Source organism: Clostridium chromiireducens, from assembly GCF_002029255.1.
In the GTDB taxonomy this organism is placed as follows: Bacteria; Bacillota; Clostridia; order Clostridiales; family Clostridiaceae; genus Clostridium; species Clostridium chromiireducens.
Map to the genome: position 1 here is coordinate 31,526 of NZ_MZGT01000044.1, position 13,883 is coordinate 45,408.

Annotated in this window: 15 protein-coding genes; all 15 read right to left on the bottom strand. The window is 29.9% G+C overall.

Translation table 11 applies throughout. The features are described from left to right. Window positions 1-233: 233 nt before the first annotated feature. The 15 genes from ccpN to prmA all read right to left on the bottom strand — a co-directional run bounded on the left by ccpN (window position 234) and on the right by prmA (window position 13,721). Window positions 234-872, bottom strand: coding sequence for a transcriptional regulator CcpN (gene ccpN, locus CLCHR_RS15805; RefSeq protein ID WP_079440799.1), 639 nt, complete (start codon window positions 870-872; stop codon window positions 234-236). 199 nt (window positions 873-1,071) lie between these two features. Beyond that, complete coding sequence (locus CLCHR_RS15810; protein WP_079440800.1) at window positions 1,072-1,785, bottom strand: DUF4342 domain-containing protein; 714 nt, start codon at window positions 1,783-1,785, stop codon at window positions 1,072-1,074. A gap of 6 nt (window positions 1,786-1,791) precedes the next feature. Further along, a complete protein-coding gene (gene recO, locus CLCHR_RS15815) occupies window positions 1,792-2,541 on the bottom strand; it encodes a DNA repair protein RecO (protein ID WP_079440801.1) in 750 nt (249 codons plus the stop codon). A 122-nt stretch (window positions 2,542-2,663) separates the two neighbouring features. Continuing rightward, window positions 2,664-3,554 carry a GTPase Era gene (era, locus tag CLCHR_RS15820; protein ID WP_079440802.1) on the bottom strand — a complete coding sequence of 297 codons (891 nt, stop codon included), beginning with the start codon at window positions 3,552-3,554 and terminating at the stop codon, window positions 2,664-2,666. Window positions 3,555-3,810: 256 nt separating this feature from the next. Further along, entirely contained in the window at window positions 3,811-4,512 is a 702-nt protein-coding gene (locus CLCHR_RS15825; RefSeq protein ID WP_079440803.1) for a diacylglycerol kinase, read from the bottom strand. A gap of 248 nt (window positions 4,513-4,760) precedes the next feature. Further along, window positions 4,761-5,261, bottom strand: coding sequence for an rRNA maturation RNase YbeY (ybeY, locus tag CLCHR_RS15830; protein WP_079440804.1), 501 nt, complete (start codon window positions 5,259-5,261; stop codon window positions 4,761-4,763). Window positions 5,262-5,263: 2 nt separating this feature from the next. Then, a complete protein-coding gene (locus CLCHR_RS15835) occupies window positions 5,264-7,369 on the bottom strand; it encodes an HD family phosphohydrolase (RefSeq protein WP_169896818.1) in 2,106 nt (701 codons plus the stop codon). Between the two features lie 71 nt (window positions 7,370-7,440). Continuing rightward, window positions 7,441-8,568, bottom strand: coding sequence for a sporulation protein YqfD (gene yqfD / locus CLCHR_RS15840; RefSeq protein ID WP_079440806.1), 1,128 nt, complete (start codon window positions 8,566-8,568; stop codon window positions 7,441-7,443). A 5-nt stretch (window positions 8,569-8,573) separates the two neighbouring features. Next, a complete protein-coding gene (yqfC, locus tag CLCHR_RS15845; protein ID WP_079440807.1) occupies window positions 8,574-8,852 on the bottom strand; it encodes a sporulation protein YqfC in 279 nt (92 codons plus the stop codon). 145 nt (window positions 8,853-8,997) lie between these two features. After that, complete coding sequence (locus CLCHR_RS15850; RefSeq protein WP_079440808.1) at window positions 8,998-9,450, bottom strand: GatB/YqeY domain-containing protein; 453 nt, start codon at window positions 9,448-9,450, stop codon at window positions 8,998-9,000. A gap of 30 nt (window positions 9,451-9,480) precedes the next feature. After that, window positions 9,481-9,657 carry a 30S ribosomal protein S21 gene (gene rpsU, locus CLCHR_RS15855; protein ID WP_079440809.1) on the bottom strand — a complete coding sequence of 59 codons (177 nt, stop codon included), beginning with the start codon at window positions 9,655-9,657 and terminating at the stop codon, window positions 9,481-9,483. 143 nt (window positions 9,658-9,800) lie between these two features. After that, on the bottom strand, window positions 9,801-10,145 hold the full coding sequence (locus CLCHR_RS15860; protein WP_079440810.1) for a histidine triad nucleotide-binding protein: 345 nt from the start codon (window positions 10,143-10,145) through the stop codon (window positions 9,801-9,803). 455 nt (window positions 10,146-10,600) lie between these two features. Next, complete coding sequence (mtaB, locus tag CLCHR_RS15865) at window positions 10,601-12,001, bottom strand: tRNA (N(6)-L-threonylcarbamoyladenosine(37)-C(2))-methylthiotransferase MtaB (RefSeq protein WP_079440811.1); 1,401 nt, start codon at window positions 11,999-12,001, stop codon at window positions 10,601-10,603. Beyond that, entirely contained in the window at window positions 12,001-12,768 is a 768-nt protein-coding gene (locus CLCHR_RS15870; protein WP_079440812.1) for a 16S rRNA (uracil(1498)-N(3))-methyltransferase, read from the bottom strand. The genes mtaB and CLCHR_RS15870 overlap by 1 nt, the downstream gene beginning before the upstream one ends. An 8-nt stretch (window positions 12,769-12,776) precedes the next feature. Beyond that, window positions 12,777-13,721, bottom strand: a complete 945-nt coding sequence (gene prmA, locus CLCHR_RS15875) for a 50S ribosomal protein L11 methyltransferase (protein ID WP_079440813.1) — start codon at window positions 13,719-13,721, stop codon at window positions 12,777-12,779. Between the last annotated feature and the right edge of the window lie 162 nt (window positions 13,722-13,883).

A 13,883-nucleotide genomic window follows, 5' to 3' on the forward strand; every position in this document is an offset into this window, starting at 1 on the left:
CCCTCTTTTCTTATAATTTTCTCACTATATTTACTATCGATGCCTACCTAAGGCACATGAAATAAAATAATAAGTCTGCATGCCAGTGTATTTGCCGTTATACTTATCAGCATGTTTACTTAATAGTCCACTATGAGGTAAACGTACCTCCTTATCTAACAGGAAATATTCATCGCATCATGGACTTATTATTTTCTTTCGTGCGCCTAAAGACTTCGTAGTTACCCTAATAATTAATTTTCGATTTCTCCAAGTTTAACAAATAATTTTGTTATGTTAGTCTTTGAAACCTTTCCTATTATCTTCATTTGGTCCTTACCATCAGACCTCTCCACTATATTAACAACTGGAATACTGTCAATTTCATGTTCAATAATCTTCTTCGCTAAATCATAGGCATTATCATTTTCATTTGCACATATTATATTTGGCATTCTAGTCATGATTACTCCAACTGGAACCTTGTGTATATCGGTCCCCCCTATAGAAATTTTAAGAAAATCTTTCCTTGAAACAGCTCCTGTTAATATTCCGTTATTTTCTATAAATAACGTGCCCACATCATTTAAAAACAGGTATACGATTGCATCATATACCATTGTATCTTCGCTTACTGTCACAGGTTTTGACATAATTTCCGATACTTTAATTTTACTAATTTGCTGATAAACTAATTTGTTAGAAGATCTCCCTGTATATACATATCCAACCTTTGGTCTAGCATCTAGAATTCCTATCATTGTAAGAACTGCTAAATCTGCCCTAAGTGCTGCTCTAGTAACTCCTATCTTCTCAGCAAGTGCTTCACTTGTAATTGGCGCATTCTCTTTAACTAAGCATACTATTTCTTCTTGCCTAGGTGATAATTTCAATCTTATCCCTCTTTCTATAACTTCAAGAAATATTTAGCTAATTTGTATTAATTTTTATTACACTCTAATTATATCATGTAATTATTGTTTGACTAGAGTTAATTTTCAGAAAAATCAAATAAATTCACCAAATATCTCTTGAATAATAATTTTATCCTACTTATAAATATGTTTTCCTATATATTTCTATCATTATCTTTTAATTTTCTGAATTTTCTTTCTCTATATTTTCATTTTTTTCTTCTTCTTTTTCTTCTTCTTTTTCTTCTTCTTTTTCTTCTTCTTTTTCTTCTTCTTTTTCTTCTTCTTCAAAATTTACAGTATAACTATATACTGTATCTGAACCACCAGTATATCCCTTATCATTTGAATCATTGTTATATTTATTAGCTTCGTGATCATGTTTTATTTCATTTACTTTAGTTTTGATTTTATCTGCAAAATCACTTGCTGCATTTTTTACAGTGCTTGCAACTTCTGAAACATACTTATTTACTACCTCTACTGATCCATCTTCTTTAGTTATTTCTATTGTAATTTGAGTTGCTATTGCTGCAATAACTCCTGCTGCAAGTAATGGTGGTATTATAATCGCCACAACTCCTGCTGCAAGTCCCGCATTAACTGGAATATCTATTAGCTCTGTATCGTCTTTCTTAATTTTAACCCTTGCTACATTGCCTTTTTCTATTGTTTGCTTGAACCAAGCTCTTAGCTCTTCTATTGTCATTGTAACTTTGCCGCCTTCAGTGTCGGAGCTATTTTGTTCTGGTATGCCTTGAGTCTTTTCAATGTATATTAAGGCCTCAAGTACATCTCCTTCACAAGTTTCTAAAGCTTCTTTAGCCTTTTCATAACTGATACCTGTTCTTTCACGTATCATATCAACTTTTTCTAATGTTATATTTTCCATAATTCATCACTCCTTAATAAATTTTAACATATCTAAACTTTTAGGCTTTTTTGCATAATTATTGGATATCAAAAAAGTAGTAACCCTTTCTATCTCTTCCTTTATTTCATTATTCAAATTTAATCTATATATCTTATCTACATCCATATTCATTAGAAATCTTAAAGCATTGTATGCACCCTTAGAAATGAATAGACCATGTTCTTTGGGACATTCATCACATACACCACCATAATACGATAGGCTTATATAATTTGATGTAGATATCTTTTTTCTACAAATACTACAATCATCTAATATCAAACTATATCCAGTAGTCTTTAATAATTTTAACTCAAATGATCTTATTAAGAGTTCATAATCTAATGCATCTGTATTTAATAAGTATAATGTTGTAACCAAATTTCTAAACAACTCAATATTAACCTCATTATCAGCACAAGCAATATCTATAAGCTCACATAAATATGAAGAATAAGTAAGTTTATATAAATTATCTAAAAGTCCTTGGAAAGAATTAATTATCTTTCCTTCTTGAAGAGTATATAGATTTTTACCCTTATATACCATATAGTCTCCATAACATAATGGTAATGTCAACGCTAAAAACTTACTTTTACTTCTTTTAGCGCCCCTAACTACAGCTGTGATTTTTCCTAATTTTTCAGTATAAAACCAAACTAATTTATCGTTTTCTTTGAAATCTTGTGTCTTAATAATTACAGCTTTGGTTTCAAAAGTAGACAGATTAATCATCCCCCATTTATCTCATGTTTCCACTATTATCTCTTTATCTTATCTTATGTATTAAAAAACTTTTAATGTTCGTTTTTAATTTCTAAGAACAAGATCAAATTCATCAGGAGTATAACTTTATTTTATTTCTTAGACTTATAACCCAGTTCTTTTAGTAAGTTCTGATTGTCTCTCCACTCTTTTCTAACTTTAACCCATATCTTTAAATTAACCTTGCATCTTAGAAATTTCTCTAATTCGTATCTTGAATTTTCTCCAATTCTTTTAAGTGTTTGCCCATTTTTACCTATTATTATACCTTTATGCGAATCCTTTTCGCATATTAAATCCACTTCTATATGATATGTTCCTATATCATTTTGTTTCATTTGAATTATATCTACAGCTATACCGTGAGGAACTTCATCCCTTAGTGTCCTTAGTGCTTTTTCTCTGATTATTTCAGATACAACAAACTTTTCTTGTACATCAGTAATCATATCATCTGGATAATACTTTGGCCCTTCTGGCATTGCCTTTTTCATAAGCTCTACCAATCTATCAACATTTTTACCCTTAATTGCAGATATCGGTATTATTTCTGCAAATTCAAATTCTTTAGAATACATTTCTAAACTTTTAGCTACTCTGTCCTGAGTGCTTTCATCAACCTTATTTAACACTAAAAATATTGGGCATTTTTTTCCTTTTAGAGTTTCTAATATGAATTTATCTCCTCTACCAATCTCCTCATCTGGATTGGTTAAGAATAATACTAAATCTACATCTTTAGTAGATTCCTTTGCCGAATTAACCATGTATTCACCTAATTTATGTTTAGGTTTATGTATACCAGGTGTATCAACAAATACCATCTGATAATCATCACCTGTCAATATTGTTTGAATATTATTTCTTGTGGTTTGTGGTTTATTTGAAACTATTGATAACTTTTCTCCCATTATGTAATTTAACAAAGTTGATTTACCTACATTAGGTCTTCCAACTATTGTAACAAATCCTGATCTAAACATTTTTTCCTCCTCAAAAATAAGCTTCATTTTGATAGAAGCTTAACTAATTTAACTAATGTTATACTACTTTACAAATAGTATACTCTATTTATAAGTTAATTGACAATGTACTCAATCTAATTAACTACCATAATTTAATAATTATTTATATTCACTATTAAATTATGGCAACCTAGTTTTTTGTTAATTATTATTTAAACTTACTTTTCTTTAATATATTCTCCTGTAAATAAAAATTTTATTACCACGAGTTTAGCTAAAGTCTAAATAAAGTGAAAATAAATAATGTTAATAAAACCCCAAATATCGCTCCGACAATTACTTCTAGAATACTATGAACCTCTGAGTCCACTCTACTTTGCGCTGTTATAAATGCTAGTAAAAAACTTAGAAGAATGCAGATTGGTTCTTCTGTAATTAATGATATTGCTGTTGCAATGGAAAATCCTAAAGCGCTATGCCCACTAGGCATTCCCCCTTTTAAAGGAGTTCCTTCACCAAATATAGCCTTTGCTATGATTGTTACAATGCAAACTATTATTAATACGATCAGCATTGTATACGGCTCTGAATTTTTAACTCTGTTGATTAAAGTGAAAGAAAACTTAGTTAACTTTTCCCAAAATACAATATAACCAACAAGCAATGCATTTATGGCCGTAATAAGTACAGCTCCTGCTGCTGCATTTTTGGCTATCTTAGCCAGCGGGTGATAATAATTAGTTGTCATATCAATTGTTGCTTCTATAGCGGTATTCACGAGTTCTGCTGCAATTACCATGGCTATTGTAACAGCCAAAATTAAAAACTCATATTTTGTTACATCAAAGAAAAAGCTTGAAATTAATACTATTAACGCAACAATTAAATGTATCTTCATATTTCTTTCTGTTCTTACTGTGTCGATGATACCTGTTATCGCATTATTAAAACTTTCTAGTGTTTTTTTCATCTTCATTGCTAACCCCTACTTTACTCTTTTAAGTATATTTAATAATTTATAATGCCTCTTTACTTGCAACATAATCTTAACCCCCATCTAATTAAAACTCATGTAGTGCAATCTAAAAATTTTCACCTATTATATAAGAAAGTAAGCTCTACTTATTCAAACTGTTAAGTAGAACTTACCAACATATCACGTAACTAAAAGACAAACAATAGTATTCACCATCTATACTAAAAATTATGTGAAATACAATATTTTTATCTAGGTATATTGAGTTTATTTAGAATTTCTTCTTCCCTGCTTCTCATAATCTTTTTTTCATCATCCTCCATATGGTCATACCCTAATAAGTGCAGTATCGAATGCACTACCAAGTATGATGCTTCTCTTTCAAAGGAATGATTAAATTCCTTGCTTTGTTCTAGGGCCTTTTCTAAAGATAGTACTACATCTCCAAGCACAAGTTCATCTCCATCAAAATCACTTTGGGAAAATTTATAATCTTTGTACATTTCTTTAAAGACTTTTTGTTCCTCATATTCAAGCATAGGAAAAGATAACACATCTGTTTCTTTATTAATCCTTCTAGTATCATTATTAATTTGTTTAATCTCATCATTATCAACAAATACTAAAGAAATCTCGCATTCAATATTTACTTCTTCCTCTTTTAATGTAAATTCAATTACTTTTTTTAATTGGTCTATCAAACTATCTTTTACCTCTAGTTTTTCTTGTCTATTATCTACATAAATCATTTTTATTGCTCCTTAGTTTCAACTTCATTGTTTTCATCGCTTAAATCTTTGATTTTTTCTTGAGGATATTCTATTCTTTGATGATAAATTCCATTTAATGCAGTCAAGAAGCAGGTTCTAATTTTTTCTATATCCTTCAATGTTAAATTACAGTTATTTAATTGTCCTGATGATAATTTATCATCCATTATGCAATTGACCATATCATTAATTTTCTCTTTACTAGGATTCTTTATTGACCTTACAGCAGCCTCAACACTATCTGCAAGCATAACTATCCCTGCTTCTTTTGTACTAGGTATAGGACCTTCATACATGTAATCTTCTTCTTTTATATCATCTGGATTTTCAGCACTATTTTTCATAGTGTAATAAAAATATTTAACTAACGTCTTTCCATGATGTTCTTCAATAATATCTTGTATTACCTTTGGTAAATTATGTTTTTTAGCTAATTCTAGACCATCCTTTACATGAGATTTTATTATCATCGTACTTAAATTAGCCGGTATGTTTTTATGAGGATTATCTCCTCCCATCTGATTTTCTCCAAAGAAATATGGTCTTTCTGTTTTACCAATATCATGATAGTAAGATCCTACTCTAGTAATTACAGAATTTGCCCCAACTTCTTCTGCAGCCATTTCAGCGAGATTCGCTACAAGCATACTATGATGATATGTTCCAGGAGCCTCCATTAAAAGTCTCTTTAAAAGTGGATTATTGGGATTTGATAATTCTAATAACTTTAAAGTTGTGACTTCATTAAATACTCCCTCTAAAAATGGTAGTATCCCCAAAGCAAGGATTCCTGATAGAAGTCCTCCTATAATTGTAAGTCCACCTTTTATTAAAATGTCCATAAAATTGCTTGATATTAACATCCCAGTTGACAGTGAAAAAATCGCCCCTGCTGCTGCAACATATAATGTTGAATACAACAATTCGTTCCTTTGCTGTATTTTTTTTAATAAAGTCGATCCAATTATAGAACTTACTATACCCAATATTATTATTTGAACATCAAACCCATTTAACGCACTTATAAGAATTATATTTAAAGCGCTCATAACAAATGATATCTTGTAATTCAATAATAATGTGAGCATCATAGGAGCACATGCAAAGGGAATCAAAAATGGTGATGCAATTCCTATTGTTCTACCAAATACTAAAGAAATAAGATTTATAAAACTAATCAATACTAGTTTTTTAGTATTTCTATACATTTCACCGTAATTTATTTTAATGTAAATATATTGGAGAAATAATATTATAGCTAGAAAAACTGCAAGTGCAATATATACATATAAATTTACAGAAGCATTTTCACTATCTAGCATACCTAGGTCTGATAAAATATCTATTTGATCCTTTGTAACTGGTTCCCCTTCTTTTACAATTGTTTGATTTTGTTTTATTACAACCTTAGAAATACTTTTCTGAGCTTCTTGTATTTTTTCATCTGTCTTTTCTTGATCAAAGAAAACATTAGGATTAATTTGACTTTGAATTATCTGTTTTAATACATTAGATAATTCTAATTCTAAACTTAAAGCATCTATCTTGTCAGCCACAATATTTCTTGCTTCTTTAATTGCTGTCTCATCATTTTCATTTATATTTTTTTCATATGCCGAATCAACGACAGCTAACATTTTTATTTGTAAATCACTTAAGTTATCCTTATGTATATTTACTAATACTTTATATTGATCTTCAGTTAATTTAAATACTGTCAACTTCTTTAGTTCAGTTATTTTATCACTTTCTTTTGCTGGAGCCGTTGCATTCGAATCATTACTAATAGAAACAAGTTTATCAAACAAAACTTTAATATTATCTTCAGATTGTTTTTTTATTTCCGGCTTTAAGGTATACTGTTTACCTACCTTTTCGAGTGATTGCTCTTCCTTTTCCTTAGTTGCTTTTTCATCTATAATATCTCTTGGTGCCTTTATGTCTACTCTAGGTATATCTCCTTCTTTTAGGTTATATTGCTTTGGAGTTATTGCCGTAACAAGCAATATATAACCTATAATAAATACAAGTGTGAATAATATAATTCTTTGAATCCTATTATCCTTCCTTTTATTATTTTTCTTCATCATATTCATGCTATTCACCTTTTCATCTTCTAATAGAGTAATTAGGCCTAAAAATAAAGTTTAAAATTGTCTTATGATATGTTCCTTGCTATATCTTGTTCTACTGTAAATATCGCCTTAACCAATATCTTTCCATTACCAATATCATCTACTGTAACCTTTTTATCTATAATTTTAGCGTCATTACTAAGTGTCTTTTTTAGTGAATCTTCTAATTTTTGAGTTGATTCTTTTACTGTAATATCCTTATCTAAGTTTACTGGTTTTCCTTTCTTCTCAAAATATGTTACCTTATTAAAAAATCCACCATCTTCTTCTATTTTATCATAATTAGTAAATTCATTTATAGCCTTTTTTAAGTAAATTTTTTTTCCGTAAAAACTCAAGTAAATATCGCTGCTTTTTTCTCCTGTTCTTTCTAGTTTATCTCCACTTATCTGAACTTCCATAAACTTTTCATAAAAAGTGTTAGCTATAACCGTACCACTTGGCTTTACTTCTATTTGGAATCCTTCTCTTCCTTGAATAGGAAGGATTAAATTATCACCTTTTTTTACTATGTCACCTGGTACTACTGCCGGATTTCCTGAATTAGTGTATATTCTTTTTACTTCTCCATCCATTTTAGCAATAACTTGATTAAATAATGTTTTTTCTGTTGAGGGTGGATTTACCTTTTCTTTTATTACTAATTTTAAAGTTGATCCTTCAACCCTAATTCTAATCCACATTATTTGATCATTTAAATTTTCCATCTTCTTTTCCAAATCATATACATTTATTTGAGATTTGTCTATGCCAGGTTTAATTCCAATTGATGTAAGCTGTTGTCTAATTTCAAAAGGGCTTAGATTTCTTTGGGTTTGTATATCTATAGCCCATATATAATTTGAAAGTCCATATATAACTACAAAAAATAGTATTACCCCTACCAGTAATGAAATCCTACTTTTCATTTTAGATAGCAGAACTACTAATCCTTTCTTCCTAACAATTCTTACTTTTCCCTTATGTTTTTTAATTAACATTTCAGTTTCTTTATAATCTTTATAATATATCGTAAATCTAAGCGTGGTTAAATTAACGCGGATAATATTACATGTATAAATTTCATTATTCCAAAGTATGTTTAATATTTTTTCTGGCATTAAAGCATTAACTTCTATGGTTATTTGTCCTGATTTTAAACTATCGAACATCTCTTTTACCTCTCATATGAAATACCTTTAAAGATTCCACTTATAGTAATGCTTGTCTCAGCAATAAAAAGTATTTCAAACTCTTCCCCATGTATTATAATCCCACCAATTCTGGAATTTATCTTAACCATATTAGTTTCAAAAAACATAATGCCTCTATGATTCTCAATTGTTATTTCTCTATTTCCTACAACTATTATCTTGGGTAAGTCTAATGAAATATCACTTGGAAAATCTAATTTATTTAGAATTTTCTCTTTTCCCTTTTGAATTTTATCCTCCATAATTTCCTCCTACATAAACTTCTTCATTGTAATTTATGATGGTTTTGGAAATTTAATACACAAATTCTTTTCTTAAATTTATAATAATTTTAAGGCATATAAAAATAAATAATAAAAGAACTCAAGGCTTTCTTGAGTTCTTTTATTATTTATTATTTAAATATTCTTTAACAATTTGACTTACAAGTTTACCATCAGCTTTTCCTACTACTTTAGGTTTAACGGCTGACATAACTTTTCCCATATCCTTAATGCTATTTGCACCCACTTCTTCAGCTGATTCTTTTACTATTTGTTTTATCTCTTCTTCACCTAACTGCTGAGGAAGGTATCTTAACAAAATTTCTATTTCAGCTTTATGCTGATCTACTAAATCTTGTCTATTTCCTTTTTCAAATTCAAGCACAGCTTCTCTTCTTTGCTTGATTTCTTTAGCTAATATACTTATAACTTCGTCATCTTCAAGCTTTCTATTATCAGTTTTTTCAACAAATAATATAGCAGACTTAGCCGTACTAATTACGTTAGCTGTGAATTTATCTTTTGTCTTTAAAGCAGCTTTCCAATCATCTTGTAATTTATCTTTAATTGTTGGCATAATTGTACCTTCTTTCAAAAGAAAATATCACTATTTAAACTTTCTCTTTCTTGCAGCTTCTGATTTTTTCTTTTTCTTAACGCTTGGCTTTTCGTAATGTTCTCTCTTCCTAACTTCTGAAAGAACCCCAGCTCTAGCACATTTTCTCTTAAATCTTTTTAACGCACTTTCAAGTGTTTCATTTTCTCCAACTTTAATTTCTGACATTTACTATCCCTCCCTCCGCTAGCTTAAATTAACTCAGCTATGGGCTTAATAACACATGCTATATTATACAATATTCAAATAAACAATGTCAAGAAATTAAGAAAAAATCTCCATGTTTTTTACCCCATTTTTCCTCTAATTTCTTAGCCTGGTGGCCAATGTAAACATCTTCCCCCGAGCACATGAAAATGAATATGTTTTACCGTCTGTCCGCCATCTTCTCCACAGTTATTTACAATCCTATATCCCTTATCAGATATATTAAGTTCCACTGCTAATTTATTAATAATCTTAAATATGTGTGAAACAATATCAGCATTATTATCATTCAAATCATTTGCACTTGCAATATGATCTTTTGGTATTACCAAAAAATGAACTGGAGCTTCCGGATTTATATCATAGAAAGCATACACTTTATCATCTTCATATATTTTTTTACTAGGGATTTCCCCCTTTACAATCTTGCAAAATATACAATCATCCATAAATTCACCTCCTTTAAGTGAGACTCCAAATTTTATATTTGGTTAGTCGAACTTACTCAGCGAGCGAACGCGAGTCGAGTTTCCTTTGAAAAAGTCCAAATTTTATATTTGGTTTCCCGAACTTAGTTAAATCGCACAAGTGATTTAACTTCCTTTTGCTTTTTTACATTTCGTTATTCGAACTTAAGCAGACATCTCAAATCTATGATTTTATGATGGTCGCTTACTCTGTGAGCACTCAGCGAACGAACGTGAGTCGAGTTTCCTTTGAAAAAATCCAAATCTTACATTTCGTTATTCGAACTTAGTCAAATCGCACATGCGATTTAACTTCCTTTTGAATTCTTGCATTTGGTTAGCAGAACTTTCCCTGTGGGCATTTTACATTTCTCTATAATAATTTCAATCTTATACGTAAATCTCAATTTATTTTCTTAACTTACATTATACCAAAATTATATAATTTTTCCAACAACATAATCCCCATTTGCTTCCTCAATTTTACATGGAATTATCTTACCTATCATATGTTCATTACCCGACTGAATTTCAACTTTCACATAATTTCTTGTATACCCTTCAAATACACCTAATTTATTCGGAACTTCTTGCTCAACTAATACATCTAACTCTCTTCCAACTAAAGATTCGCTAAAATCCCCTTCATTCTTTGCATTTAGTTCAATTAAAGCCTTACTTCTCTTATCTTTTATAGTTCCATCTATTTGATTAGGCATATCCGCTGCTTTCGTCCCTTTTCTTGGACTAAATTTGAATACATGTGTTTTAGTTAACTTAATTCTCTTTAAGTATTCATAAGTTTCATTAAATTCTTCATCAGTTTCACCTGGGAAACCTACAATTACATCGGTAGTTATTGAAGCATCTTTAAGATTTTCTCTTATTCTATTAACTGCATCCTCATATTCTTTAGCGGTATATCTTCTATTCATTCTTTTTAAAGTTGAATCGCAGCCGCTTTGAAGTGATAAATGGAACTGTGGGCATAGTTTTTTCATGTTCTTCATTTTTTCTATGACTTCATCAGTAAAGAAACTTGGCTCAATTGATCCTATTCTTACTCTTTCTATACCACCCATCTTCTCTATTTCTTCTAATAAAGTTATTAAAGTTACATTTCCATCTAAGTCAACTCCATAGGATGCTGTATGTATTCCTGATAATATTATTTCCTTAAATCCATGCTCACTTAACTTCTTTATTTCCTCTAGTACTTTTTGAGGATCTTTTGAGCAAGTTGTTCCTCTAGTATAAGGTATCAAACAATATGCACAAAATCTATTGCAACCATCCTGTATCTTCAAGAACGCTCTTGTTTTATCTTGGTACTCTTCTATATTTAGCTCTTCAAACTGTTTATTCTTTAGAACTTCTCCAACCATTAACTGAGGTTTTTGTTCATCCTTAGCCTTATTCACATAATAAACAATATCACCTTTATTTCTAGTTCCAAGAACTACATCTACGCCTTCTATTTTAGAAACTTCCTCTGGTGAAACTTGCGAATAGCATCCAACCGCTGCAATTATTGCATTTTCATTTCTTCTTCTCGCCTTGCTTATTATTTGCCTTGATTTCTTATCACTCATATTGGTTACTGAACATGTATTTATAACATAAACATCTGCAAAGTTTTCAAAATCCGTAACTTCATATCCTTCTCTTATGAATTTTTCAGCCATTGCTTCTGTCTCGTAATGATTTACTCTACATCCTAATGTTGCAAAAGCTACAAGACTTTTTCCTTCTGAACTTTTTTTAAATTGTTTATTGGGTATTTTTTTTAGTTCAGACTTATTATTAACTCTAACTATTTTTTTTTGGTTTTCTCCCATTATAATAGTCTTCCTCCTAAATCTCCTAATTCATACTGAATTAACGATGTAGCCGTAAATCCAGCTGTTTCTGTACGTAATATTCTACTTCCAAGAGTAACAATATGAGCTCCTTGTTCTCTTAGAGCGTTAATTTCAGACTCTTCAAATCCGCCTTCTGGTCCTATAATTATTCCAACATTTATTATATTATTTGAATCTATATTTTCTTTATCAAGCTGCTTAAATAGAGTTTTTATTCCAAAGTTATCAGCATTTTCATATGGTACTATAATTAAATCCATATTCTTTAATTGAGTCAAAGCTTCATCAAACTCAATTACTTCTTTAACTTGTGGAATAATACTTCTTTTTGATTGTTTGCAAGCTTCTAGTGCAATCCTATTTAATCTATCAAGCTTTTTAAACTCACCCTTAAGTTTTACATCTACTCTTGCAGTGATTGTAGGTATAAATTCAATTACGCCAAGCTCTGTTCCCTTTTGAACTATTAAATCCATCTTTTGACCTTTAGGTAATCCCTGGTAAAGATGTACTTTAACTTTACTTTCATTATCTATATCTAATTTTTTAATTATGTTAACTATAACTTCACTCTTAGTTATAGTTTTTATTTCTCCTAAGTATTCCTTACCTTCACAATTATTTATTACTACTTCTTCTCCTTCAGATAATCTTAAAACTTTGTAAATATGTTTTACATCATCTCCAAGTATCTTTCCTTCAGTTTCCGTAACATTTTGAGGCTCAATAAAAAACTTATGCATACAAACTCCTAACTAATAGCCTTAGCCACTATGCAGTTCCATTCTCCATCTTTGTTTATTTCAATAACTTCAAAACCGCACTCTGCAAATTTTTCTTTAACCATATCCACTCTATCATGAATTATGCCTGATGTAATAAATAAACCGCCTTCATTTAATGCTTTCTTTACATCTTCTGTTAATATACAAATAATTTCTGCTATTATATTAGCTACTACAATATCAGCTTTTCCATCAACTACATCTAAAAGATTTCCTTCTAATACTTCAATATTATTCAAATTATTAAAGCCTATATTTTCTTTAGAAGAATCAACAGCAACAGGATCTAGGTCAACACCAACGACATGTTTGGCTCCAAGCTTCGCTGCTGCTATCGCAAGTATTCCCGACCCACATCCTACGTCAAACACTGTTGTATCAGGCTTTACATACTTATCTAAAGCTTGAATACACATTCTTGTAGTTTCATGAGTTCCAGTTCCAAATGCCATTCCTGGATCCAACTCTATAATTAGTTCCTCATCATTTTTTTCATAGTCTTCCCAAATTGGTTTAACAACAATCTTATCTGTTATTTTAACTGGTTTATAATATTGCTTCCAATTATTAGCCCAGTCCTCTTCGTGCATCTTTTTAGCTTCAACTGTACCTTCACCAATATCTATTCCAAACTCTTTAATTTCTGAAAGTTTTTCCTTAACATATTCAACAATCTCTTCAACCTTATCATCTTGAGAAAAATAAGCTTTAACTACAGCTGCATTTCCTTTATGTTCTAAGATATTTATATCTGCAAAATCCCAAGTTAATGGTCCTTGATCTCTTGAAAGCAAATCCTCAGGATCTTCAATTGCAACATTAGGACAATTTAATCCATAAAATATTCCTGATATAGGCTCTAAAGCCTCACTCTTTGTTATTACACTAACCTCTATCCATATTCCGTCCATATTTATCATCCTTCCTTAATTCAGTTAATAGTTTGCAATTTACCTTTAGTATTATGCTTATATTACATGTCTGTAACCCGCATAATAACTATAAATATTTACATATTTATCTTTTTATATAGTTAACTTTTTACATAGGTTTCTATTTTAATACCTATATAT

Bases quoted from the DNA above. Each gene is read 5' to 3' on its own strand.
- CLCHR_RS15810 (WP_079440800.1), bottom strand. From the start codon at position 1,785: ATGGAAAATATAACATTAGAAAAAGTTGATATGATACGTGAAAGAACA.
- recO (WP_079440801.1), bottom strand. From the start codon at position 2,541: ATGATTAATCTGTCTACTTTTGAAACCAAAGCTGTAATTATTAAGACA.
- era (WP_079440802.1), bottom strand. From the start codon at position 3,554: ATGTTTAGATCAGGATTTGTTACAATAGTTGGAAGACCTAATGTAGGT.
- CLCHR_RS15825 (WP_079440803.1), bottom strand. From the start codon at position 4,512: ATGAAGATGAAAAAAACACTAGAAAGTTTTAATAATGCGATAACAGGT.
- ybeY (WP_079440804.1), bottom strand. From the start codon at position 5,261: ATGATTTATGTAGATAATAGACAAGAAAAACTAGAGGTAAAAGATAGT.
- CLCHR_RS15835 (WP_169896818.1), bottom strand. From the start codon at position 7,369: ATGAAGAAAAATAATAAAAGGAAGGATAATAGGATTCAAAGAATTATA.
- yqfD (WP_079440806.1), bottom strand. From the start codon at position 8,568: ATGTTCGATAGTTTAAAATCAGGACAAATAACCATAGAAGTTAATGCT.
- yqfC (WP_079440807.1), bottom strand. From the start codon at position 8,852: ATGGAGGATAAAATTCAAAAGGGAAAAGAGAAAATTCTAAATAAATTA.
- CLCHR_RS15850 (WP_079440808.1), bottom strand. From the start codon at position 9,450: ATGCCAACAATTAAAGATAAATTACAAGATGATTGGAAAGCTGCTTTA.
- rpsU (WP_079440809.1), bottom strand. From the start codon at position 9,657: ATGTCAGAAATTAAAGTTGGAGAAAATGAAACACTTGAAAGTGCGTTA.
- CLCHR_RS15860 (WP_079440810.1), bottom strand. From the start codon at position 10,145: ATGGATGATTGTATATTTTGCAAGATTGTAAAGGGGGAAATCCCTAGT.
- mtaB (WP_079440811.1), bottom strand. From the start codon at position 12,001: ATGGGAGAAAACCAAAAAAAAATAGTTAGAGTTAATAATAAGTCTGAA.
- CLCHR_RS15870 (WP_079440812.1), bottom strand. From the start codon at position 12,768: ATGCATAAGTTTTTTATTGAGCCTCAAAATGTTACGGAAACTGAAGGA.
- prmA (WP_079440813.1), bottom strand. From the start codon at position 13,721: ATGGACGGAATATGGATAGAGGTTAGTGTAATAACAAAGAGTGAGGCT.